Annotated in this window: 14 protein-coding genes; 8 read left to right on the forward strand and 6 right to left on the reverse strand. The window is 72.7% G+C overall.

Features of this window, described 5'->3' with window-relative positions; genetic code table 11:
• Position 1 precedes the first annotated feature (1 nt).
• The gene (locus PV342_RS04045; RefSeq protein ID WP_500315813.1) at positions 2-1,216 is read left to right on the forward strand and encodes an SMI1/KNR4 family protein; all 1,215 of its coding nucleotides are present in this window, start codon (positions 2-4) and stop codon (positions 1,214-1,216) included.
• 209 nt (positions 1,217-1,425) lie between these two features.
• Here the strand turns inward: PV342_RS04045 and PV342_RS04050 are convergent, their stop codons facing one another.
• The 4 genes from PV342_RS04050 to PV342_RS04065 all read right to left on the reverse strand — a co-directional run bounded on the left by PV342_RS04050 (position 1,426) and on the right by PV342_RS04065 (position 6,837).
• A complete protein-coding gene (locus PV342_RS04050) occupies positions 1,426-2,205 on the reverse strand; it encodes a class I SAM-dependent methyltransferase (protein WP_500315814.1) in 780 nt (259 codons plus the stop codon).
• Between the two features lie 48 nt (positions 2,206-2,253).
• Entirely contained in the window at positions 2,254-3,858 is a 1,605-nt protein-coding gene (locus tag PV342_RS04055) for an MFS transporter (protein ID WP_500315815.1), read from the reverse strand.
• 642 nt (positions 3,859-4,500) lie between these two features.
• Complete coding sequence (locus tag PV342_RS04060) at positions 4,501-5,625, reverse strand: hypothetical protein (RefSeq protein WP_500315816.1); 1,125 nt, start codon at positions 5,623-5,625, stop codon at positions 4,501-4,503.
• 24 nt (positions 5,626-5,649) lie between these two features.
• Positions 5,650-6,837, reverse strand: a complete 1,188-nt coding sequence (locus tag PV342_RS04065; protein WP_500315817.1) for a bifunctional class I SAM-dependent methyltransferase/NUDIX hydrolase — start codon at positions 6,835-6,837, stop codon at positions 5,650-5,652.
• Positions 6,838-7,334: 497 nt separating this feature from the next.
• Between PV342_RS04065 and PV342_RS04070 the strand changes: the two genes are divergently transcribed.
• From PV342_RS04070 to PV342_RS04080, 3 genes are all read left to right on the forward strand, one after another.
• Positions 7,335-9,698: a glycosyl hydrolase family 95 catalytic domain-containing protein gene (locus tag PV342_RS04070; RefSeq protein ID WP_500315818.1), complete on the forward strand. Its 2,364-nt coding sequence runs from the start codon at positions 7,335-7,337 to the stop codon at positions 9,696-9,698.
• A 380-nt stretch (positions 9,699-10,078) separates the two neighbouring features.
• Complete coding sequence (locus tag PV342_RS04075) at positions 10,079-11,134, forward strand: MBL fold metallo-hydrolase (RefSeq protein ID WP_500315819.1); 1,056 nt, start codon at positions 10,079-10,081, stop codon at positions 11,132-11,134.
• A gap of 6 nt (positions 11,135-11,140) precedes the next feature.
• Positions 11,141-11,596: a VOC family protein gene (locus PV342_RS04080; protein ID WP_361002197.1), complete on the forward strand. Its 456-nt coding sequence runs from the start codon at positions 11,141-11,143 to the stop codon at positions 11,594-11,596.
• A 22-nt stretch (positions 11,597-11,618) separates the two neighbouring features.
• On the opposite strand, the gene PV342_RS04085 is transcribed toward PV342_RS04080, so the two are convergent.
• Entirely contained in the window at positions 11,619-12,899 is a 1,281-nt protein-coding gene (locus tag PV342_RS04085) for an MFS transporter (RefSeq protein WP_500315820.1), read from the reverse strand.
• Positions 12,900-13,314: 415 nt separating this feature from the next.
• Here PV342_RS04085 and PV342_RS04090 point away from each other — a divergent pair, with 415 nt between their 5' ends.
• Together PV342_RS04090 and PV342_RS04095 are read left to right on the forward strand one after the other, a co-directional pair.
• The gene (locus tag PV342_RS04090) at positions 13,315-17,106 is read left to right on the forward strand and encodes a S8 family serine peptidase (protein WP_500315821.1); all 3,792 of its coding nucleotides are present in this window, start codon (positions 13,315-13,317) and stop codon (positions 17,104-17,106) included.
• Positions 17,107-17,348: 242 nt separating this feature from the next.
• Positions 17,349-20,786, forward strand: coding sequence for a phosphocholine-specific phospholipase C (locus PV342_RS04095; protein WP_500315822.1), 3,438 nt, complete (start codon positions 17,349-17,351; stop codon positions 20,784-20,786).
• A gap of 448 nt (positions 20,787-21,234) precedes the next feature.
• On the opposite strand, the gene nhaA is transcribed toward PV342_RS04095, so the two are convergent.
• Positions 21,235-22,551: a Na+/H+ antiporter NhaA gene (gene nhaA, locus PV342_RS04100; RefSeq protein ID WP_500315823.1), complete on the reverse strand. Its 1,317-nt coding sequence runs from the start codon at positions 22,549-22,551 to the stop codon at positions 21,235-21,237.
• Between the two features lie 348 nt (positions 22,552-22,899).
• On the opposite strand from nhaA, the gene PV342_RS04105 reads away from it, so the two are divergent.
• Positions 22,900-24,306, forward strand: a complete 1,407-nt coding sequence (locus tag PV342_RS04105) for a molybdopterin-dependent oxidoreductase (protein ID WP_500315824.1) — start codon at positions 22,900-22,902, stop codon at positions 24,304-24,306.
• A 2-nt stretch (positions 24,307-24,308) separates the two neighbouring features.
• Positions 24,309-24,821 carry a hypothetical protein gene (locus tag PV342_RS04110; protein ID WP_500315998.1) on the forward strand — a complete coding sequence of 171 codons (513 nt, stop codon included), beginning with the start codon at positions 24,309-24,311 and terminating at the stop codon, positions 24,819-24,821.
• Positions 24,822-25,183: the final 362 nt, after the last annotated feature.

The following is a 25,183-nucleotide window of genomic DNA, read 5'->3' on the forward strand; positions in this document are numbered from 1 at the left end:
CATGGATCACTCTGCGCGGATCACCGCATTCACAGGTCTCGTCGGACCGCCGCCAGGCCCGGCGCCCGCCGTCGACTGGGCGGCGGTCGAGGGCTGGCTCGGCACCCCGCTGCCCGGTGACTACAAGGCGCTCGTGTCGGCGTACGGTGCGGCCGAGATAGGCGGCCCGGGTGCGGCGATCCGGCTGCACCCCCCGTGCGTCAGCACCGACGGCCGCTTCGAGTACGCAGCATGGATCGTCGAGACGCACCGGCACTCGGCGATCCGGCCCGGCATGTTCACCGCGCGTCGGCGCCCCTTCCTGCCCGAGGAGAGCGGCCTGCTCGCCTTCGCCACGACGAGGAGCGGCGACCACCTCTTCTGGAACACGGGCGCGTCGGACGATCCCGACGAGTGGCCGGTCACGCTCATGACCACGAATGTGGCAGTCGGGGTGAGTGAGCCCTGGGTGGACTATGAAGTCCCGTTCCTGGAGCTGCTGTTCACGCTGCTGCGCACCGGCCTGCCGCACCCGGGCGAGCCCGGCGGGCTCCTGGGCCCGTTGTCCTCACAGATACGGGTCTGGCCGTCGCTGGCCGGGGCCGCACCCTGGTCGCCCCCGCCCGCGGGCACCGCCGTGGACGCGCGGCAGCGCGCGGCGCTCACCGAGGGCTCGGGCCTCGACGCCGTCATGGCGCTGGTCCCACCGCCCCTGGAGCCGTATTTGGGCGAGGGCACATGGGAGCAGGTCTTCGAGCGGCTCGGCACCCGGCTGCCGCCGGACTTCGTGGCGCTCGCGGAGCGGTACGGGGCGGGCAACTGGAGCTGGTGGCTGGACATGAGCGCCCCACTGTCCCTGGACCGGCCACGGGAGCAGGGGCTCGCGGCCACCGTAGAAGGCATGCTTGACGGCTACCGCCAACTGCGCGCCGCCCATCCCCAGTACTACCCGATGCCCGCGTGGCCCGAGCCCGGCGGCTTCCTGCCGTTCGCGTCGACGATCGACGGGGACCAGATCGGCTGGTGCGCGGACGGCCCGCCCGAGACATGGCGCGTAGCCGTCAACCCACGCCACTGGGATCAAGGGCCGCCCCTGCCAGGCGACTTCACGGCGACCCTGCTCACGTGGTTGCGCGGCGGCCCTGCCGAATCCGGCTTCCCCGGTCTGACCGGCCGGGACCTGCATCCGCTGGACGTCATGTTCTTCGAACCGTGGGGGCCAGGCGCGCCGTGGTGAGGCCCCAAGACCACGGGCTGGGGCCTCAGCACCGTTGCGAACCTTGATCAACTTTCTCGCCGATCGTTGATCTACGGGAGTCCCTTTGCCTCGCCCACCCCCCCTGCCCCGCAGGCCGCAAACGCAACGCAACGGTGTTGATCTTGGCGTGTTTCCACCACGTCCGGCGGGGCGCGGGGATCCAGGGCGAGACCGGTCCGAACGCTGCTCTACGGGCTGCGGAGCGCCACGGCCAGGACGGCCGGGTCCCTCCTCCCCGGCAGGGGAACGAAGCCGTGCCGGGCGAGGTCGGCGGCCATCTGGTCCCTGGTGGCGGGCCACATCCAGAACGTCTCGGTGTGCTCGCGCAGCACCCGTCGCGGGTCTCGCACCCAGTAGTCGAAGCGGGTTCGGATGCGGTTCCCCTCGGCCGACATCACCAGCCGCCCGCCGTAGAGATGCCCTCCTACGCGCTGTTCGGGGTAGACCTTCACGACGTCCCGGGTGGGGAGCCGGGACGGGGGCAGTTGCAGGATCAGGGATCCGCCGGGCACGAGGGCCCGGGCCACGGAGGGCCACAGTTCGCGGCGGGCCGCGGGCGGCACGGCGGCGACCGTGTTGTGGCACACGGCGACGTCCGCGACCGACCGCAGCCCCGCCTGCCGGAGTGTGCTCGGGTGCACGGTGACCCTTCCGCGCAGTTCGGCGGGCAGCATGGCGAGCCGCGTCATCAGGGGTGCGCGCATGGCGCGGGCGGGCTCGACGGCGTGCACGCGCACGCCCGACTCGGCGAGGCTCATCAGCGTCACCCGTCCGGTGCCGGCGCCGATGTCCAGGACGCCCAGGCGGGCGTCGGCGACGTCACGGCCGTAGAGGCGGCGGACCCGCTGCTCGTCCTGCCGGGCCTGGAGGAGGTCGTAGAACTCGGCGCTCACCGTGTAGTCGTCGTCCTCGGTCGACGGGGCCGCCGCGGCGTCCACGGGCGGCGCGGGGAACCTCTCGAGAACCACGGTGTGCTCGTCCTCCTTCACGGTTCGTTGCTCGATGCGGTTCGGGGCTCAGCCGGCGGCGCGGCGGTGGGCGAGCCGCGGCACCGGCGGGGGCTCCATGAGCCAGCCGTGCACCCGGACATGCAGGTGGTGGGGGGCCGTCGCAGTCCGCCGGAGCGTGCCGAAGGCCAGGGCCGCGCCGATGGCGAGCAGGCCCGCGCACAGGGGCATCGCCTGGCTGTACGACGCGTCGAAGGCGGTGGCCGAGCGGTAGGCGTCCGGGCCCATCCCGGCGAGCAGCGGCAGCGCCGCCACGGCGACCAGCCCGGAGGCCCGGGCCGCGGTGTTGTTGATGCCGCTGGCCAGCCCCGCGTTCGCGGCCCGGACCGACGACAGCAGTGTCACGGTCAGCGGTGCGACCAGGACGACCATGCCGGCGCCCATGACCAGCAGGGCGGGGAGGACGTCCCGGACGTAGGAGGCGCCGGGGCCGACCCGCAGCATCATCAGCATGGCCGCGCCGCAGACCAACGGGCCCACGGTCAGCGGGACGCGCGGCCCCAGCCGCTTGGCGAGCTCTCCGGAGGAGGACGAGAACGCCAGCATCAGCACCGTGTTCGGCAGCATGGCGGCACCGGCCGCCAGCGCCGAGTACCCGACGACGATCTGCAGCTGCAGGGCGGTCAGGAAGAAGAAGCCGCCCGTTCCCGCGTAGACGCACACGGTGATGAGGTTGACCGAGGTGAACTGCCGGGACGAGAAGACGGACAAGGGCATCATCGGGTCGGCGCTGCGCCGTTCCACGAGGACGAAGGCGGCACCGGCCAGGACGCCGCCGACGGCGGCGGCGACGACCGCGGGCCCGGCGTCACGGGCCTCGGTCAGCGCGTACGTGGCCAGGGCGAGGGTGAGCGCGCCCAGGGCCGCGCCCGGAACGTCGAAACCGTGGTGCCAGCGCACCGGGGCACCGGCAGCGGCGGCCGGCCGAGGGTCCTCGCCCGCGGACTCCGGGACGTGGCGCAGCGCGACCGGCACGCACAGGACGGCCAGCGGCACGTTCAGCAGGAACGTCCAGCGCCAGCCGGGACCGTCCACCAGCCAGCCGCCCAGGAACGGGCCGAGGGCCGCGCCGACGCCGCCGAAGCCCGACCACAGGCCGACCGCGCGGGGCCGGTCGTCGGGGTGGAAGGAGGCCTCGATGATCGCCAGCGACCCCGGGGTGAGCAGGGCCCCGCCGACGCCTTGCAGGGCGCGGGCGGCGATCAGCGTGCCGGTGCCGGGGGCCAGTCCGCACAGCAGCGAGGCGACCGCGAACCACACGACGCCCAGGACGAAGATCCGGCGCCGTCCGAAGCGGTCCCCGAGGGAGCCGCCGAGCAGGATCAGCCCGGCCAGGGTGAGCATGTAGGCGTTCACCGTCCACTGCAGGGCCGCGAGGTCGGCGTCGAAGTCGGCCCCGATGTGGGGCAGTGCGACGTTGGTGACCGTCGAGCCGAGCTGGACCACGCCGGTGCCGAGCACGGTGGCGAGCAGGATCCACCGGCCCCGGGCGCTGGACGTGCGGATGGCGGGCTGAGCGTCCGCGGGCTGCTGCCGGGAGGACGGGGCGGGGGCGGTGTGTGCCGTGGCGTGTCCTCGCGTCGGCCGTGGACGTGGACGCGGGCGGTCCGTCATCGGGGTCCTCCGGGTTCCGGTGCGCGGGGCGGGCGAGGGGGGCGGTGGGCGCGCGGGCCGGCTCGGGCGGCGCGGCGCGGTAGGTATGACAGCGGGGTGCCCCGAGGTGTGACACCGCCCCGGCCGCCCCCTCGTCCGGCGGGACGGCGGAACGACATCCCGGGACCGGAACCCCGGCCGCCCCCTCGTCCGGGGTACGCGTCTCGGCGGGCGATCCGCGCCGTCGGCCGTGGACTGCCCCATCATCGGGGGCGAGCGCGCTGAGGCCGCCGCGGGGCGTACGGCATGCGGCTCCGGAGCTGGTGGACGTGACCGCCGCGGCAACGGCCGGGGGCGCGGGCCCACGTCTCGGGTCGCGGGGAATCCGGGGCGGCCCGGCGGCGTACTCGGGCCGGCCGGGATCACCGGAACCGTCGGCGTACGGGCCGGGGCCTCCCCTCACCGAGAGCCGCGCCTCCGGAGCGGCGCGCAGGCCCGCCCCGGTGGCCGACGCCGGCGCCTGCTCCGTGCCTACCGGGGCGGCGTGAGGAAGACGCGCGCGACTGGTCCGCGCCGCGGCGGTGAACTCACCAGGGCGTGACGCAGCCGGGCCCGTTCGACCGCCTCACCGCTTCGTCGGGCGGGCGCCGGCCTGACCGGCCGTCACCCGCCGGTGCGGCCCCAGCGGGCGGCACCCTCCCCGGTGTCCGGCAGTTTGCCGTTCGCGGCCTTGGCGGCGGCGATGCCGCGGGCGAGCTGGAAGGTGGCGACCGGGTCGCCCTTGTCGGTCCACGGTTCCGCGCCGCACCACGGGCCGATGAGCCGGAACTGCTCGAGCGCGGCCTCGTGGTCGCCGCTCTCGCCCAGGTAGTGCGCGAGCAGGTGACGCAGGCGGGGCAGTTCCCGGGCGTCCCCGCGCGCCTGGCCGAGCGACCGGTCGACCTCCGTCAGGACGCCCTTGACCCGGGCCGTGGTCACGGGCGCCACGGCGCCGTGGCGTTCGGTGAGTTCGGACAGGGCGTGCAGGTAGATGCCCGCGAGGGGGCTGCCCTCCGGGGCGTTGCGCACGGCACGCTCGGCGAAGTCCATCATCTGCTTGTCGGTGCCGCACCACTTGGCGCACCAGTACTGCAGGGCCTGCCAGTGGCCCGAGTAGTGGTGCGGGGCGCGCTCGGCCAGTCCCTCCCACAGCGGGTGGAACCGCATGCCGCGGTAGTTCAGGGCGCGCGCGGTGGTGATCATGACGACCCACGGGCCGGGGTCACGGGGTGCGAGCCCGGAGGCGTGCTGCGCGGCCTCCATGGCGGCGGGCAACATCTGCTTGAAGCGGCGCATGCGCTCGGCGGGGACCTGGTGCGCGTACCCGGGTCCCCGGATCTCCCAGGCCCGGTGCACGAGCAGTTGCGCGTGGAGCGTGGCGGCGTCCCCGTTGTCCGGGTCGTTGCGGCGCCAGTCGCCCAGCCAGTCGTCGTCCTGCCCGGCGATCTCCTGCAGCAGTTCCAGCCGGTGCCAGCGCTCGTCCCACTCCTCGCCCGCGCGGTCCACGTAGGAGGCAGCCGTGCGCCAGTCCCCTTCCCACGCGGCGTCCGCGACCGCCTGCATCTCCTCGATCCGGTGAGCGGGCAGGGGCGGCCCGGCCCGTCGGGGGTCGAGCATCGCGACGGGCACCATCCCGTACTCGGTGGGATCGAACCGGGTGCGGACCCATCGCTCGAGGCGGGCCTTGTGCACGGGGGCGAGGAGGTTCATCACACCGGAGATCATCCGGACGGCGGTCGCCCGGGGCAACCCGTTAACCTCCCCTCCGGGGCGTCAGGCGTCCGCGTCCCCGGTGGGCTCGCCGCTGCCTGCCCGAAAGCGGTGGAGCCGGGCAGGCGGATGCTCGATCGGCAGGTCGGGGCGCCAGATGGTCAGGCACTGGGCGCTGGGGACGAACAGGCTGTTGGGGAGCCGGTCGAGCGCCCACCACCGCCAGTCGCCCACGCTCTCCCCGGGCTGATCCCCCGGTTCGCCCTCCCACGCGGTGATCACCGCGACGGCTGTCGCCCGCACCGTGCCCTCAACCTCGTCGAGGAGCAGACCGAGCAACTCGACGTCCTCATCGCGTACGAGGCAGCCGGTCTCCTCCCTCACCTCGCGCACAGCAGTGCCCACCAGCGACTCGCCCCGCTCCACCGAACCCCCGGGCAGCTCCCACGTACCCCGCCGGTGCCGGCCCAGCAGAAGACCGCGCGGGCCGTGCAGGATCGCCCCCACTCCGAGGGCGGTGTTCGACGGCGGCGGGCCGGCCGTGCGGGGACGGCTGGCGACCCGCGTGCGCCGGCGCGCGTGGAAGAGACGGCAGGAGGTCGGGACGTCCTCTTCCGGCGCGTCCAGGGTGTCGATCCGCTCGACGACGAGGCCGTGCTCCTCCAGCAGATCCCGCCACAGTTCCGGTTCCAGGACCCACATCCGGACGGTCAGTTGCCCGCCGCCCGCCAGAGGCAGGATCTGCGGGCGCGCCGTCACGGTGTTCGAGGGCCCCTGGCCGTCGGAGTCGGTGTGCAGGACCGAGAACACCAGCCTGCCGCCCGGGGCCAGCGCGTCCACGACGGCGGGCAGCAGGCGGCGCGGGTCGATGTAAGCGAAACCGTGGACCGAGTAGATCACTTCATACGGATCCGTCAGCCGCAGGTGGTCGACGGCGTCCGCGAGGACCAGGCGCAGTCCCGGCACGCCGCCGTAGCGTGCCGCGGCGCGCTCGTGCTGGGTGGGCGAGGCCTCGACGGCGTCGACCACGGCACCGTGCGCCCGGGCGAGGTGGGCGGCGTGCCGGCCCAGGCCCGATCCGAGGTCCGCGACCCGGCGGCCTCGTACGTCGCCCAAGATGTCCACGCCGTGGGCGTCCTGCCAGAACCCCCAGGAGATGCCGTGCGCGTCGGGGACATCGGTGCCCCTGGCCAGGTGGTGGGAACCGTAGGCGTTCCAGGCGCTCGCGTTCGTCACTTCGGGATCGTCCACGGTGCAGTCCTTCCCGTCGGCGCGGGGCTTCGATCGGCCAGCGGTGTCCTCCGGATCCGTCTCGTGGGCGCGGGTCGGTTCGGTCCGATCGAGCGTCGCCGTGATGGCCGTCGAGGCGAGCCCTCTTCGCCGGCTCGCCGGCCCGGTCGGCGTCCCCGATCGTCCGCTGCAAGTCCCTGCGCCTGCCCCTGCGAGCCATTCGACACCGCGCCGCACGCCACCGTCGATGGTCGTGCCCTCCGGGGCGGGTGAGCACCGCTCCGGCTGCCCCGGAGCGCTGTCAGCCAACATGGCGATACATCCGACGTACTTGAGCCGCACCGCCGGGAACCCCCCTCCCCTGATGGCGAAATCACGAACCAAAAGGGCATAAGTTCAGCATGGACCAAAGCAAAGGTCGGGTTAATCTGGGCGCAGCCGTTGACGTGGACGAAACAAGTTGATTATTTATGAATACTTTTTGTGGGCTCCTGCAACCCCGGAAGGGAAGCCTTGCCGTGTCCGCTTCTTCCCGTCGTGACTTCCTCCGCATCGCCGGTGCCACCGGCGGAGGCCTCGCCCTGTCGGGCGGCCTCCCCCCGTTCGCCGCGCACGCCGCTCCCGCCCGCCCGTCCAGCGTGGACATCGTCCCCGAGGGCAAGGCGACGTCGATCTGGTACCGCACGCCCGCCGACGAGGCGCGCGTCATCCAGGAGGCCCTGCCGGTCGGCAACGGCCGGCTCGGCGCGCTCGCCGGCTGCGATCCGGCGGACGACTTCCTCTACCTGACCGACGGCGCGTTCTGGACCGGCGGCCGCAACGACACCCTCACCGACGACGGCCAACTCCCCTACGGCCCCGACAACTTCGGCAGCTTCGGGCTCCTGGCCAAACTGCGCGTCGCACTGCCCGGCCACACCGCCAAGTCCGTGACCGCCTACCGCCGCCAACTGGACCTGAGCAACGGCGTGGTCTCCGCGACCTACCGGCACGAGGGCAACACGTACCACCGCGAGGTGTACGCGAGCCACCCGGACGACGTGGTCGTCGTCCGGCTCACCGGCGGCCCGCACACCGGCACCGTCTCGCTGGCCGGCACCCACGGCGAGACCACGACGGGCGGGGGCGGGCAGCTCTCCTTCGACGGGAAGCTCAAGAACGGCCTGCGCTACGCCGCCGCGGTCACCGCGGTCAGCGCCACGGGCCGGGTCAGCGTGGACGGCGACAAGCTGTCCTTCGCGGGGTGCCGTGAGCTGCTGATCGTGGTGTGCGGCGGCACCGACTACTCCCCCGACGCGGCGAAGGACTTCCGCGAGCCGGGCACCGATCCCCTCGCCGTGGCGCGCGCCAAGATCGCCGCCGCGGCGAAGGTGCCGGGGAACGAGTTGCTGAAGACCCACGTCTCGGACTACCACCGGCTCTACAACCGGTTCACCATCGACCTGGGCGAGTCCTCGGCGCTGCAGCGGTCGCTGGACTCCTGGTCGCGCATAGCCGTGCGGTACACCGACGACTCCACGCCGGACCCGGAACTGGAGGCCGCCTACGTCCAGTACGGCCGCTACCTGACGATCACCGGCTCCCGCGACTGGCTGCCGATGAACCTGCAGGGCATCTGGGTGCACAACAACAACCCGGACTGGTACGCCGACTACCACACCGACATCAACGTCCAGATGAACTACTGGCTGGCCGACCCGGCGGGCCTCGGCGAGAACTCCCTCGCCCTCGCCCGCTACTGCGTGTCCCAGCTGCCCGTCTGGACCGACGTCACCAAGCGGCTCTACAACAGCGACCGCAACCGCTTCCGCAACAGTTCGGGGAAGATCGCCGGCTGGGCGGTCGCGTTCTCCACCAACATCCACGGCGGCAGCGGCTGGGCCTGGCACCCCTCCGGCAACGCCTGGCTGTGCAACTCGCTGTGGCGGCACTACGAGTACAGCCAGGACCGCGAGTACCTGGAGCTGATCTACCCGGTCCTCAAGGGCGCGGCGGAGTTCTGGCAGGCGCGGCTGATCACCACCACCGTCAAGGACGAGGACGGGACCTCGCGCGAGGTCCTGATCGACGACACCTCCTGGTCGCCGGAGCACGGTCCTGACGGCAAGGGCAACACCTACGGCCAGGAGCTGGCGTGGGAGCTGTTCGAGGAGTTCACGACCGCGTCGCGCGTGCTCGGTCGGGACACCGACCTGGCCGCCGAGCTGCACGCGATGCAGGCCAAGCTCTACCTGCCGCGGGTCAGCCCGAAGACCGGCTGGCTCGAGGAGTGGATGACGCCCGACAACCTCGGCGAGGTCACGCACCGGCACCTGTCCCCGCTGATCGGCTTCTACCCGGGCGACCGGATCGCCGCCGACACCGGTTCACCCCAGCTGCTCGAAGGGGTCCGCGCGCTGCTGACCGCCCGCGGCATGGACAGTTACGGCTGGGCGTGCGCGTGGCGGTCGCTGTGCTGGTCCCGGCTGAAGGACGCGGAGAAGGCCTACCAGCTGTACCTGACGGTCCTGCGGCCGTCCATCACCAACAGCAACGGCACCTCGGCCAACTGGTTCGACATGTACAGCCAGGGCAGTTACACGATCTTCCAGATCGACGCGAACCTGGGCGGTGCCGCCGCCGCGCTGGAGATGATCCTCTACTCGCGGCCGGGCGTCATCGAGCTCCTGCCCGCGCTCCCGGCCGCCTGGGCGGCCAAGGGTTCCGTGACCGGCGTCGGCGCCCGCGGCGGCTTCGAGGTGGACCTGGCCTGGCGCGACGGCAAGGTGACCGAGGCGACCGTCCGCAGCACCGGCGGGACCACGACCGAACTGCGCGCCGGCAGCTTCCGCAAGCGGCTCACCCTCAAGCCCGGCAGGTCCGTGACGGTGCGGATCTCCTAGTCCCGCCGCCCGCCGTCCGGTGTGCCGCACGCCTCCTCGCGGGTGCGCCGCACCGGACGGCCGTCGCACCTCCTCAGCGGCCGCGGGAGCGGCGCCGGTGCGTTTGCGGGGGCGGCGGATGCGGAGGAGCATCGGTCTGAGTCGTCTTGACCGGCGCCGACGGCTGATCCGCCCGCGCGGCGCGCGCGGACTTGGACCGCCATGTGCGACACCAGCCAGGCCACCCCTCACGACGCGGCGCTCTCCGTCCCGCGGCCCGCTCCCGGCCGTGCCGTGGACCCGATCGCCCTCCAGCCCGTCGACGAGGTCCGTGTCACGGTCCTGATGGACAACACCTTCGACGCCTGCTCGTCGGCGACGAGTACACCACCAGGGCCGGAATGGGGCCCGCCTCCACCGCCGCCGGCCAGTTCGAGACGGGACGCACAGCGGTGGGTCTGCTGGCCGAGCACGGCTTCTCCGCTCTGGTCACGGTCCGCCGCGGCGACCGCGAGACCGTGCTGCTGTTCGACACCGGGCTGTCACCGTCGGGCCTGGTCACCAACGCCGACCGGCTCGCGGTCGACCTGGGGAGTCTGCAGGGCGTCGTCCTCAGCCACGGGCACTTCGACCACGCGGGAGGCCTCGGCGGCCTCGCCGGCAGGCTGGGCACCCGCCGTATGCCGATGGTCGTCCATCCGCATGCCTGGACCCGGCGCCGCCTCCGCACCCCGCAGAGCACCTTCGACATGCCCACCCTCAGCAGGAAGGCGCTCGACGCGGAGGGGTTCGAGGTCGTCGAACGCAGCCTGCCCTCCCTTCTCGTCGACGGAAGCGTGCTGATCACCGGCGAGGTGGACCGCACCACCGATTCCGAGCACGGCATGCCCGCCGCGCACCAGGCGTTGCGCGGCGACCACTGGGAGCACGACCCGCGGGTCGTCGACGACCAGGCGCTGGTCGTACATCTGCGGGACCGCGGCCTGGTCGTCCTCACCGGCTGCGGTCATGCGGGAGTCGTCAACATCGTCCGCCACGCGCGGCGGCTGACCGGGGTACGACAGCTCCACGCCCTGCTGGGCGGGTTCCATCTGACCGGCCCCGCCTTCGAACCGTCATCCCTCCCACGGTCCGCGCGCTCCGGGACCTCGCCCCGCGGCTGGTCGCCCCCGGGCACTGCACCGGCTGGCGGGCGCAACACGCCCTCGCCGCGGCGATGCCCGACGCGTGGTCCGCCGGCAGCAGCGGCACCACGCATCGCCTCGTCCCGGCCTGAACCGCCGCCGGACGATGGCGAGGGGGAACGGCGCAGGACCGCCCGCGTGTCACACAATCGCGGCCGCGCCGGTCGACCACTGCGTAACGGTGCGCACCCCGGACCGTGGACCCCTGCGCCGCACGGCTCGGCCGCGCACCGCAGGCGGGACCCGGGGCCACCCCACCTCGACGAAGGGTGACCAACGATGCCCGCTTCGCCCGCCGACCTCCCCGTGCCCGAGCACGGCCTGCTCCTGACGCACTTCCTGACCGTCCGGGACGTGGCGGTCTCACGCCGCTTCTACGCCGACGTCTTCGGCGGCGAGGTCGTGATGGAGGAGAACCCCGCGATCGTGAAGGTCGCCAACAGCTGGCTCATCATGAACCCCGGCGGCGGCCCCACCCCCGACAAGCCGGACGTGACCCTGGAGGTGCCGCAGGTGACCGACCGTGTGTCCGGCTTCCTGAACGTGCGCGTCGCCGACATCGCCGCCTTCCACGCGCACGCCGTCGCCAAGGGCGCCCGCTTCCTGACCGAGCCTTTGGACCGCGGGTCCGAACTGCGCTGCTACCTGCGCGACCCCGACGGCTACCTCATCGAGGTGGGTCAGGCCACCGGCCTGCTCCGCGGGATCCTGGCCGATCCGCCCGCCGGCTCCTGACCGGCCCCGTCCTCCACGCGCCTCACGGCAGCGCGGCCTGCGGGGCGGCGTGGGGGACGGTGCCGTCCGGGGCGTGGGGGGCCGCCGGGAGGCGCCTTACCTGGGGAACGCACAGCAGGGCGATGGCGGCGGGGACCCCGATGACCGTCATCGCATAGAGGGTGGGCCGTACGCCGAGGGCCTCGGAGACCGGGCCGGCGAGTGTCAGGCCGAGCGGCATGAGACCCGACGACAGCAGGTAGTCGTAGGAACTCACACGGGACAGGGCGGCCTCCGGCACATGCGTCTGCAGCGCGGTCTCCCACAGGAGGAAGAAGAGCGAGACGGCGACGCCGGTGACCCCTTCGAGGATCGCGATCAGGGCGACCGAGCCGCCGCTGCCGATGATGACCGCCTGGCAGGAGGCCACCGCCAGCGCGGCGGCGGCCAGGGCCATGGGGCGCGCGATCGTGAGGCGGTAGGCGCAGACGTCCCCGACGACGGAGCCGATGCCGAAGGCGGCGACCACCACCGACCAGCTCGCCGCGCCGCCCCACTCTCGTTCTGCCAGGACCGGTCCCAGCACGAACACCGACGGCAGCACGACGACGTGGTAGACCGCGATGGCCGCCATGCCGGACCACACCCAGGTACGGCCGCGCACCTGCGCCCAGCCGGCGCGCAGTTCCCCGAGGAACGTCGTCGCGGTGGCGGTCCGGCCCGTGCCGGGTTCGGTCTCGCGGGGGCTCAGGCGGGCCAGGAACGCGGCACTGACCGCGAAGGTGAGGGCGTCCAGAGCCAGTGCGCCGCCGGGGCCCGCCAAGGCGATCAGACCACCGGCCAGGGCGGGACCGAGCACGAGTCCGGACGACTGCACGAACCCCCGCAGGGCGTTCGCCTCGCGCAGCCGGTCGGGCGCGACGACCAGCGGCAGCAGGCCCGTCGAGGCGGGCATGAAGAACGCGTCCGCCGTACCGAACACGGCCATCAGCAGGACGAAGGCCGGGACCCCGGCGACGCCGGTCAGCAACGCCACGGCGAGGAGCCCCTGGGAGGCGAACCGCACCAGGTCGGACAGGAGCATGATGCGGTGCCGCCGGAAGCGGTCCGCCCACACACCGCCCACCAGGGTGAAGAGCAGCGTGGGCACCAGCCCGGCGGCGGCCACCAGGCCGACGTCGGACGCGGACCCGCCCGCCGAGAGCACGGCGAAGGGCACCGCCACGAACGACACCCGGTCGCCCAGCACCGACAAGGACTGCCCGATGAACAGGCGGGCGAACTGCGGCTCGTCACGCAGCACGCCGGGAATCACGGATTTCACGGCTGACCGATCAGGGGCAGGGACACAACGGGCAGCGCCCGATCGTAAGGAATACCGGCTCGCCGGTCACCTGGTTTTCCTGGGGCGGCGGGGCGTGGCCCGCGAACCCCGGACGGCGTGTGGCGCCCTTGTGACATGGCCCAGTTGTGCCAGGCGGGATCGCTGACAGGGCACGCCGGCACACCGGATGATTCCGAACGGCTTCTGAACCGCAGTTGTACGAGGGTCCTCGGGCGCACCTGTGCGGGCTTCACCCGCGCGGGGCCCCGGCCTCACGTTCCCGGACCGCCGACGGCGGCGGGGTGTCACGACGACGGTCCATGCCACCCGCTCACGAACGCTCTGCCCGCGTGCCGGGATGACAGAAGGGGTGCAGACACCGATGAGACGGATCCGCCTTTGGGCGGCGATAGCGATGTCAGCGACAGTGGCGACGGTTGCTGTCGCGCCCGCCTCCGCCCAGGCCCCCTCGGGGTCCGCCGCACGGACGCCCGCGCCGCACGACCGTACGACCACCGTGCGGTTGATCACCGGCGACCGGGTCACCGTCAGCGACGCGGCGAACGGCAGGAAGACGGCCTCGGTGCAGCGCGCCCCGGGTCGAGAGAAGGTGTTCTTCCAGATCGCCGAGAAGGAGGGCGCCCTGACGGTGCTGCCCTCGGACGCGGCGGTGCTGGTCCGCGCCGGGCGGCTGGACGCGGACCTGTTCGACGTGACGGCCCTGGTCGCCCAGGGATACGACGAGGCGCACACCGACGCCCTGCCCATGATCGTGTCCACGCCGGGGAGTTCCGAGCGTGCGGCGGCCAAGAGGGCGGACGCGCTCGCGAAGTTCCACGAGGACTCCGCCGAGCCGCGGCACCTGGCGAGCATCGACGCCCAGGCGCTGCGCGTGGGCGCCGAGGATCTGGCCGCGTTCTGGAGGCAACTCGCGCCCCAGGCGGGTGCGTCGGTGGCGAGCGCCGCCGCGGCGACCCCGAAGGTCTGGCTGGACCACCAGGTGCGCCCCACCCTGGACCGCAGCACCGCGCAGATCAACGCGCCCGCCGCGTGGGCGGCCGGTTTCCACGGTGAGGGCGTCAAGGTCGCGGTCCTGGACACCGGCGCCGACCAGACGCATCCGGACCTGGCGGGCCGGGTGAGCGAGGCGAAGGACTTCTCCGACAGCGGTTCGACCCAGGACCACTTCGGTCACGGCACGCATGTCGCCGCCACCGCCGGCGGCAGCGGCGCGGCCTCGGGCGGTCTGCGCAAGGGTGTCGCGCCGAGCGCCGACCTGCTGATCGGCAAGGTGCTCGGGGACAACGGTTCCGGCAGCGAGTCGCAGGTCATCGCGGGCATGGAGTGGGCAGCGGCCGAGGGCGCCAGGGTCGTCAACATGAGCCTGGGCGCCGACATGGAGACCGACGGCACCGACCCCATGAGCCAGGCGGTCAACGAGATCTCCCGCAGCAGCGGCGCGCTGTTCGTCGTCGCCGCGGGCAACGCCGGCGAGCTGGGCGAGATGACGGTGGGGTCGCCGGGCGCGGCCGACGCCGCCCTCACGGTGGGCGCTGTCGACCGCGACGACTCCCTGGCGTCCTTCTCCAGCCGCGGCCCGCGCGTCGGCGACAAGGCGGCCAAGCCGGACATCACCGCTCCGGGTGTCGGGATCGTCGCCGCGCGCGCCGCAGGCACGACCATGGGGACCCCGGTCGACGACGACTACGTCTCGGCGAGCGGTACGTCCATGGCCACCCCGCACGTGGCCGGCGCGGCGGCGCTGCTGGCCGGGCAGCACCCCGACTGGACGGGCGAGCAGCTCAAGGACGCGCTGGTCAGCACGTCCCACACGGTGTCAGGGCAGGTGCCGACCGAGCAGGGCGGCGGCCGTGTCGACGTCAAGGCGGCGTTCACCGCCCCCGTGACCGCCACCGGGACGATCGTCCTGGGCCCGTTCGACAGGGAGGGATCCCCGGTCCAGCGGGCCGGCGTGGTCCGCTACACCAACCACTCCGGCGAGGAAGTGTCGCTGAGCCTGAGCGCCGCGCTGACGGCCAAGGGCGGCAAGGCGCTCCCCGCCCAGGCGCTGACGCTGGGCGCTGACACGGTCCGTGTCGCCCCGGGCGCGACCGCCGAGGTGCCGGTCGCCGTCGACCCGGCGAAGGCGGGCCGCGGCTCCTACTACGGCTACGTCACCGCCACGTCCGCGGACGGAACGTCGGTCCACACCACCCTGAGCCTGTGGGTGCGCGCGCCGATGCACAAGCTCACCACCAAGTCCTTCGGCCCCGACGGGCAGCCCACGGTGTGGTCCCTGCTGGACGTCTACGGCGGGGACGCCGAGGTCCGGTTCACCGACCTGGGCGTCGCCGAGGTCGAGGAGGGCACCTACCTCGTCGGCGGCACGCTGGCCGAGGACTCGAGCGACGGCGTCCGCCTGATCCAGGTCGTCGAGCCCGAGGTGAAGGTCACCAAGGACACGACCGTCACCCTGGACGCGCGCAAGGCCAAGCTGGTGCGGGTGCAGACGCCCAAGCCGGCCGAGCGGCGCAACAACGTGACGTACCAGATGTACCGGAAGATCGACGGGGTGCCGCTGACGCTGGGCATCTACTACGAGGACGGCGGCGGGTTCGTGGACCTGTACGCGAATCCCACGTCGAAGGTCACCGAGGGCGACTTCGAGTTCAACGCCCGCTTCGAGATGACCGCTCCCGAGCTCAGGACCGAGGTCCGCGGCGCCGACTTCGACCTGCGGCCGTTCTACGCCAAGCACTCCACGCCGTTCGACCCCCGGGGCGAGCAGCTGGTCGCCGTGGACGCGGGGACGCGGGACAAGCCGGACCTGCGGCCCGCCACCGTGCGCGGCAAGCTCGCCGTGATCCGCGACGAGTACGCGATGGACGGGTACGACCTGGCGGAGACGGCCGCCAAGGCCGGCGCCAAGGGCGTCGTGATCGTCCTGCCCGAGGGCCTCATCGCCTGGACCCGCTGGAAGCCGATGGACACCCGCTCGGCGCTGCCCGTCGTCCGGATGACCGCGGACGACGGCGCCAGGCTGCTGCAGTACATGAAGAAGCGCAAGACCGTCGTCGACATCTCCGGTACGGTCGCGAGCCCGTACCTGTACGACGTCGCGACGCAGTGGCGGCAGATCCCGCAGGACGTCACGTACACCGTCTCGGACCGCAACACCGCGCAGGTGAAGGCGTCCTACGCGAACAACGGCGACCTGCACTGGACCAGCGAGCAGCGCTTCAGCTGGCGCCCCTACACCGACGTCGCGTGGGAGACCTCGCGCTGGGTGCCGACGGGAACGCCCCGTACCGAGTACGTCACCTCCGGCGACACGCAGTGGATGCACGACGTCGACTTCATGACCGGTCCCGAGCAGTTCTACGCCGGGGCGCTGCAGTCGGGTCTGCGCGACACCCCGCGCACCTTCAAGGCGGGCGAGAAGGCCACCGAGGAGTGGTACAGGGCCGTGGTGCGGCCGTCCATCCCGCGCGGCTGGGACCGGCCCGCCGTCCGCGAGGGTGACGTCCTCAGCCTGGCGATCCCGGAGTACACCGACACGGTCGCCGGCCACTGGGGCCGCAGGCAGGTTCCCGCCTTCGGTGGAGGTATCGGCGGAAGGGCGGGGACGCCCGGGACGATGGACGATCCGTCCTACCTCAAGGGCGACACCGTGGCGGCGGTCCTCTACCGCGACGGCAGGAAGGTGACCGAGGCCGCGGACGCCTGGCGGGAGTTCTCCGTCCCCGCCGGAGCGGCCGAGTACCGTCTGGACCTGACGACCGAACGCGACACCGAGTTCTGGCAGACCGGCACGAGGACCTCCACGTCCTGGACCTTCCGCTCCGGCACCGCGGCGAAGAAGACGCTGCTTCCGCTCCTCCAGGTCGACTACGGCGTGCCCGCCGACCTGGGGAACACCGTCGGTGGCGGCAAGCGGCACGACATCGACCTGACGGTCCGGAACCAGGACGGCCTCGCCGCCCCCGCCGGGGTCAGGCTCAAGGTCGAGGCATCCTTCGACGACGGCAAAACCTGGAAGGGCCAGGTCCGCGTCAAGGACCGCGGCCGCGACCGGTTCACCGCCACCATCGAACGGCCGGGCGACCGGCGGGACGGCGGATACGTGACCCTGCGCGTCACCGCCGTCGACAAGGCAGGCAACTCGGTCCGGCAGACCGTGGAACGCGCCTACCGGTTCGGCGCGTAGGCACACCCGTCCGACCGGCGGAGCGGGTGCCGGGGGCTCGGCCCCCGGCACCCGCTCCGTCATCACCCGTCCGTCATCACCCGTCCGTCATCACCCGTCCGTCGTCACCCGGCGGCGCGCGTGCCGAATGCGCGTGGACACGCCGACCGGCAGGGGAACGTCCGGTGCCGCCCGGTGAACGGTCGACGAAGATCGGTGACCCAGGGTTATGTCACGCGGTGGAGGCGACCTAGCCTCCGGGCATGTCTGACGTTTCCCGCCGTAAGGTCCTCGGCGCCCTCGCCGGTGGAACCGCGCTTTCCTTGCTGCCCCCCTCGCTGCACCAGGCGATGGCCGCGCCCATGCCGCGCGGCGGCATGCGGGCCATCGAGCACGTGATCATCCTGATGCAGGAGAACCGTTCCTTCGACAACTACTTCGGAACGCTCAAGGGCGTGCGCGGATTCGGCGACCGCACTCCGCTGCGGCTGCCCACCGGAGGAACCGTCTTCGAGCAGCCCCGGCCCGGCGGCGGCGAGGTCCTGCCCTTCTCGGCCCGGCGGGCGGCGCTCGACGCGGGCCGCCCCGAGAGCGACATCCAGTACCTCGGATCGCTCGCGCACGGGTTCTCCGACGCCAACCAGGCTCGGGGCGACGGCTGGTGGAACGACTGGGTCGCCGCCAAGAGCCAGAGCACCATGGCCTACTACGACCGGCACGACATCCCGCTGCAGTACGAACTGGCCGACCGCTTCACCATCTGCGACTCCTACTTCTGCTCCGTCTACGGCTCGACCAACCCCAACCGGAACTACCTGTGGACCGGCACGACCGGTTACGAGCCCGACGGCGTCAACCGGGCCGTCACCAACGCCGCGTACGACTACGGCCACGCCGGCTACGACTGGACGACGTACCCCGAGCGCCTGGAGGCCGCCGGCGTCTCCTGGCAGATCTACCAGGAGTGGGACAACTTCACCGACAACGCGGTGGAGTACTTCCGGCCCTGGAAGGAGATCGGGCGGAAGATCCTCGCCAGGGTCGGCGGCGGGTACGCCACCACCGAGCAGTTCTACGACAGCCTGTGGGACAGGACCGCGGATCAGCGCAAGGCCGCGCTGGCGGAGTTCCAGCGGGGCGTCGACGCGCTGACCGAGGCCGAGCGGCGGCTGTTCATGCGCGGCGCGTACCGCTCCGAGCCGGACACCCTCGTCGGGCGGCTCGCCTCGGACATCGCAAAGGGCACGCTGCCGCAGGTCAGCTGGATCGTTCCGACGGCGGCCCTGTCCGAGCACCCCGGCAGCTCCACCCCGGTCGGCAGCGCCAACCTCGTCTACGACCTCCTCGACGCGATCGCCCGCGACCCCAAGACCTGGTCCAGGACGGCGCTGTTCATCAACTTCGACGAGAACGACGGCTACTTCGACCACGTGCCCGCGCCGGTCGCGCCGAAGCCGGCCTCGGGCAACGGCGACGACTGGTTCAAGGGCAGCCCCGTCGGTCCCGGCCCGCGCGTGCCCATGACGGTCGTGTCGCCCTGGACGGTGGGCGGTTTCGTCAGCTCGGAGGCCTTCGACCACACCTCGGTCATCCGGTTCCTGGAGAAGTGGACGGGCGTCCACGAGCCCAACATCAGCCCCTGGCGTCGCAGCGTCTTCGGTGACCTGACCTCCGCCTTCGACTTCGACCGCGCGCAGCGGCAGCCCGAGGTCGAGCAGCCCGCCGCGGTTCCGGCACCGATAGGCCGGTGGAACCCCGTACCCCCGAAGGACCAGTCGCTCCCGGAGCAGGAGTCCGGCACCCGACGCACCCGCCGCTCCCCGTACCGGCTGTCCCTGCGTGCGCAGGTCACCCGCTCCGCGGTGGAGCTGCGGCTCGGCAACGAGGGCGGCACCGGCGCGGCGTTCACCGCCTACCCCGGCGACGGCTCCGCCCCGCGGGCCTGGACCGTGTCCGCGGGCAGGAGCGCCGACGAGACGGTGGAGTACGGCGCCGACGGCTACGACCTGCAGGTCCACGGCCCCGGTTGGTCGGTGTGGGAGCTGCGCGGCGCCGGTGTGGGCGGCGAGGCGTACCTCGTCGAGCACCCCGCGCCCGGCCAGGTGACGGTGGTGTGCTCCAACCCCTCCCCCACCACCCGTACGTTCCTGGTCGGCGAGTCGGCCCACTCCGGGGGCCACGGCGACCGTGTGGAGACCGTCACCCTGGGGCCCGGCAGGTCCCACACGGTGCGTCTGCGCCTCCCGGACCACGGCTGGTACGACGTGGTCGTCGTCGACCGGGACGACCCGTCCTTCCTGCGGCGTATGACGGGCCGTCTGGCCGACGGCAGGCCCGGCGTCACCGATCCGGAGACCGGCACGGCCCCCGCCCTCGCCGCGGCCATCGGCCTTCCGGCGCCGCCGCCGAACCTGGACACGCCGTTCGCCCAGGGCAACCCGACCGATGTCGTGGTCACCGTGCGGAATCAGGGCCGGCACCGGCTCGACGACCTGTCCGTCGCCCTTCTCGCCCCGTCCGGCTGGACGGTCCGGCGGGGCGGCGGGGCACCGACCGCGCTCCGGGCCGGTGACTCGGCCGACGTGCGCTTCACGGTCACGCCCGCCGGGAACGCCACCACCGGCCGGCTGGACGTCGCCGCGCACGCCGACGGCGACGGGCTGCTCCGGATCGCCGACGCCCGCGTCAGGACCGGGGTCGCCCCGGCCATGAGCCTCGCGCTCACCGGTCCGGCGAGCTCCCCCGGAACGGACGGCACGGTGCTCTCGCCGGGCAGGCCCCTCACCGTGACGGCCACCGTCACCAACGCCGGCGGCACGCCCCTCACCGGTGTCGCGGCCACGCTGGCGCTCCCCGAGGGCTGGACCTCGACCGCGAAGGGCAGCACGCCCACATCGGTGCCCGCCCGCTCGTCGGCCTCGCTGGCCTGGGACGTCGTCGCGCCCGCCGCCGCGGCCCGCACCTCCGGCACTCTCAGGGCGACCGTCGCCGCACAGCTGAACGGCGCCTCCACGCAGGCGTCGGCGTCCCTTTCCGCCAGGACCGGTCCCGTCATGACCGGCCATCTGCTCGCGGAGGACTTCGAGTCCCTCGCCCCCGCGCTCGCCCCGGCGGCCGATCTGAGCCGGCCCGGACTGCTGGGCTGGACCCGGACCGCCCCCGAGGGCTGGACGGTCAGCAACGCCCCGGCCATGCCGCAGGGTACGCGGGAACTGCAGGGCTGGAGCTTCCTGTCCAAGCAGTTCTGGTTCCCCGCCGGGCAGGACCGCCCCGCCTTCGGCCGGGCCCTCGGCGTGGTGGCCGTGGCCGACCCCGACGACTGGGACGACACCGGCAGCCCCTCCGGCCGGGGCCGCTTCGACTCGACCCTCAGCACCCCGGCGGTGGCCATCCCCTCGGGCACGTCCACCCTCCACCTGGGCTTCGACTCCCACTACCGGCAGGAGAGCCCGCAGGAGGCCGAGGTCACCGTCACCTTCGACACCGGCGCCCCGGTCCGGCTGCTCCACTACAGCAGCGCGACGTCCGGGAACACCAACCTGGGCGAGGACCAGCAGAACCGGCTCGTCCGGCTCTCCTGCCCGGTCCCCGAGGAGGCGACCTCGGCGAAGGTCGGCTTCCGGATCTTCAACGCGGGCAACAACTGGTTCTGGGCGATCGACAACGTCCGTCTGGGCACCTCCCCCATCGCCGACGCCTGACCGAGCAGACCGGCCTTGGCGGGGCGGCGGGCAGCGACCCGCCGCCCCGCACCGCGCCCTCGGGGTATCAGCGGTGCCGAACGGCGGCGTGCCCCCTGCGCTCCGGGGGCACCCTCGCGCCGCGACGTCACTCAGACGGCCGCCTGGATCGCGATCGACTGATCGGCCTCGCGAGCGTGACCGCGGGGTTCTCGCCGTGGGGAGGGCGCCCCCGTGGACACGAGCGACCTGGGCGGAACGGCCCGCACCGGCACCGGCCGCTTCCTCAAATCGGGCGCGCACACCCCGGACCGGGCGGACCACGTGGCGGGTACGGTCGGTGGCGGCCCGGTCCCTCTGTTCCTCCCCGCGAGCAGGCCACCCAGGGCAGCCCCACAGGCTCCGCACGCTCGCCCGGCGCACGACGGCCGCTTGCACACGGCTGCGGCGCGGGCCCGCCGCCCGGCTTTCAGTCCGCCTGTTGGGCTGTTGTGGGGCTCGTGTCGCCGCGCTGGTAGATGTCGGGAATGCCATCCCCGTCCGCGTCGACGTCCTCTTCCGCGCACAGCCGCCGGTACAGCCGGTTCCGCCGGTGCAGGAGCAGCGAGGCGACGCAGGCCGATGCCAGGGAGGCGACGAGGACGGCTGCTTTGACATGTTCCCCTTGGGCCGGGGGGAAGGCGAGTTCGCCGATCAGCAGGGCGACGGTGAAGCCGATTCCGCCCAGGGTGGCGAGGCTGAACACATCGGCCCAGGCCAGGTCCGGGTTGAGGCGGGCACGGGTGAAGCGGGCCGCGAGGTAGGTACCCGCGAAGATGCCGATGATCTTGCCGCAGAACAGGGCCACGACCACACCCAGCGGCTCCGGGCGGGTGAACACCTCGCCCAGTGCGCCTGCGGAGACCGCGACGCCCGCGGCGAACAGCGCGAACAGCGGGACCGCGATCCCCGCGGACAGCGGGTGCAGCAGGAACCCGGTGCGCTCGGCAGGCGAGGCGATCTCGTCGTCGTCCCGTGTGGTGCGCAGGATCAAGCCCATGGCGACGCCCGCGACGGTGGCGTGCACGCCGCCGTTGTACATCAGCGCCCAGATCATCAGCCCCAGCGGCACGTACCACCACCAGCCGGTGACCCGCAGCCGCTGGAGCCCGTAGAAGACCACCAGCGCGGCCACCGCCCCCAGCAGAGCCCACAGGTTCAGGTCGGAGGTGAAGAAGACCGCGATCACCAGGATCGCGCCCAGGTCGTCCACCACCGCGAGGGTCAGGAGAAAGGCCCGCAGGGCCGCGGGCAGGTGGGTGGAAATGACTGCCAGCACGGCGAGTGCGAAGGCGATGTCGGTGGCCATCGGCACGGCCCAGCCCTGCAGGCTCCCGCCGCCAAGCGCGGCGACCGTCACATACAGCCCGGCGGGCACGATCATCCCGGACACGGCCGCGACGACCGGCAGCGCGGCGGTCGCCGGAGTGCGGAGTTCCCCGACGACGAGTTCACGCTTCAGCTCGATCCCGGCGACCAGGAAGAAGACCGTCAGCAGCCCGTCCGAGGCCCAGTGCCCGACCGACAGGTCCAGCCCGAGGGCGGGAACGCCGAAGTGAAAGTCGCGTACCGCCTCGTACGCTCCGCTCCACGGGCTGTTCGCCCACACGAGCGCCACCACCGCGGCAGCCAGCAGGACCAGCCCACCGACCGTTTCCGTCCGCAGGGCCCGGGCAACCACCCGCCGCTCCGGCCACGGGAGCACACCGAGGAACAGAGGAGGGCGGGAAGGGGGGGTAGGGGCCACAGGGGGCGAACCTCCGGGGTGTCGACGACGGAGCGCACACGGCTCCACAACGCCGACCAGACTTCCCGGCACACCGGGCGCCTTTTCTTGACGCCTTACTGACACCCTAGCGACCGATCGTCACTGCCCCCAAGTGCTCCTGGCCGGGTCGCCGGGAGCCGTGTTCCGCGGCCGCCGTCGGGTGTGCAGAGGTCACTCGCCTGCCCCGATCACAGGTCCTTTCGGTCGGTGATTGCCGGTCCTTGGTGGCGGCGGGACGATCTGCGGCCGAGCTCGGGATATGTGTGGGTGGCTGGATCACGGCCGCTGCCCTGCTCGGCGCGCGCCCTGGCTGCGGAGGGTCGGTTCATGAGCGGACGCGGACAGCCATCGTCGGCCGGACGCGCGGAAGGTCCGGAGGAGTCCCGGGCTGCCCCCCGGCGCCACCGCAGGAGGATCGTTCCGGCCCTGTCCGTCCGCGCGGGCGCGGTCGGGCGGCGGATCCGTTCGGCGCTTGCGCCTCCCGGTCCTGTACGGCCCGATTTCTGGCGCAGTCCCATCCGGGGGCCGTGGCTGACCTCGGTCTTCGGTCTCGTACTGCTGTTCGGCATCCCGGTGATGTTCGTGACCGGCGTGCTCTCCTACGCCGCGTACAACCCGGACCTGGGGCCGATCAACGACCAGACTCCCGACAAGGGCCTGCTGGGGTTCTACCTCTTCGACTGGCCGACCCGTCCTCAGTGGCTGTACCGGCTGACCCAGGGCGTCCATGTGACGCTGGGCGTCGTCCTCGTGCCGGTGGTGCTGGCCAAACTGTGGTCGGTCATCCCGAAACTGTTCACGTGGCCGCCGCTGCGGTCGGTCGCCCACGCCCTCGAGCGCCTGTCGCTGCTCCTGCTGGTGGGCGGGGTGATCTTCGAGTTCGTGACCGGCATCTTCAATGTGCAGCTCTTCTACGTCTTCCCCGGCTCCTTCTACACCCTGCACTTCTACGGCGCCTGGGTGTTCATCGCCGCGTTCGTCGTCCACGTGAGCCTCAAACTGCCCCGGATGACGCGCGCGCTGCTCAGTCGCGATCCGTTCCGGGAACTGCGCACCGGGGTCTCCGGAACCCGGCCGGAGCCCCCCGACCCGGACGGCCTGGTGCCGGTCGCGCCCTCCGCTCCCACCATGAGTCGTCGCGGCGCCGTGGGGATGGTCGGCGCCGGATCACTCCTGCTGCTGGTGGTCACCGCGGGGCAGAGCATCGGTGGCCGACTGCGGGACACCGCCCTGCTCGCGCCGCACAACCGTGATCCGGGCAGCGGTCCGAACGGCTTCCAGATCAACAAGACCGCCGCGTCCGTCGGCGTCACCCCCGAACTCGTCGGCCCGGCCTGGCGGCTCGAGCTGCACGGCAGCGGACGGCCCCTGGCCTTCACCCGCGAGCAGTTGCTCGCCATGCCGCGGTACGCCGCGGCGCTGCCGATCGCGTGCGTGGAGGGCTGGTCGACCACGGATCAGCACTGGGAGGGCCTCCGGCTCGCCGATCTCGCGGCCCTGAGCGGAGTGCGCACCGCCGCGAGCGTGCTGGTCGAGTCCGTCCAGCCGCCCGGCCCCTACAGCTCCGTGATGCTTCGCGGAAACCAGATCCACGACCCGCGGGCCCTGCTCGCCCTGCGGGTCAACGGAGTGGACCTGTCCATGGACCACGGCTTCCCGGCGCGTGTCATCGTGCCGGCCAACCCCGGGGTCAACAACACCAAGTGGGTGCACCGACTCACCTTCCGGACGTGATCATGTCCCGTTTCCCGCGCTGGTACGGCGCCAACCCCCTCCACCTGCTCGTCCTGATCTGCTCACTTGCCGTCACCGGCTACGCCTGCGTCCGGCTGTTCGCACAGCGGCCCGTCGAAGTGGCGATCTGGCTGGTGGGGGCGGCGGTCCTGCACGACCTCATCCTGCTGCCGCTCTACTCGCTCGCCGACCTCTCGGCCCGCTCGGTGCTCCGGCACCGGGCCCGGCACATGCCGACACCGGCGTGGATCAACTACCTGCGGGTGCCTTCCTTCCTGTCCGGAGTGCTGCTCCTGGTCTGGTTCCCCCTGATCTTCCGGCTTCCCGGCCCCTACCGAGGCGCCACCGGGCTCACCGACGCCATCTACATCGGCCGGTGGCTCGCCGTCACCGCCATCCTGTTCGGCGTGTCCGCCTTGCTCTTCGCCCTCAAGCTGGGCCGGATCCACCGGCAGGCGCCAGGCGACGAGGCACAGCCTCCGAGGGCGCCGCGGCAGCCGAGCGGTACCGGCTGATGCACCTGGCGGCGACTCTGACGCAGGCGACCGGCACGCAGGACGTCGTCGATCCGGTCGCCGACCGACTGGTGCCCGCCTGCGGATCCCGGGGGCTCGCCCTGATGACGAGGTCCGGGCAGGGTGAGGCGCGACGTCCAACCTGGGCCCGGCTGAGCGAGGTGGCGGCCGGGGGCGGTGCTGGAGCCGTTGCCGATTCGATCGCTCCACGGCCGCGCTTCCCCGATTCCCTCGACGACCGGCAGCCCATGTGGCTGCCCGCCCGTGGCCCTGGCGACCGTGTGACGCCACGGCGCCTCGGCGGCGGCCTGGTGAAGGCTGGGACGTCCCTGTTCCGTAAGGGGCTCGGGTGTTCCGCGGCG

Origin of the sequence: Streptomyces sp. PA03-3a (assembly GCF_033792735.1) — a bacterium.
GTDB lineage: Bacteria > Actinomycetota > Actinomycetes > Streptomycetales > Streptomycetaceae > Actinacidiphila.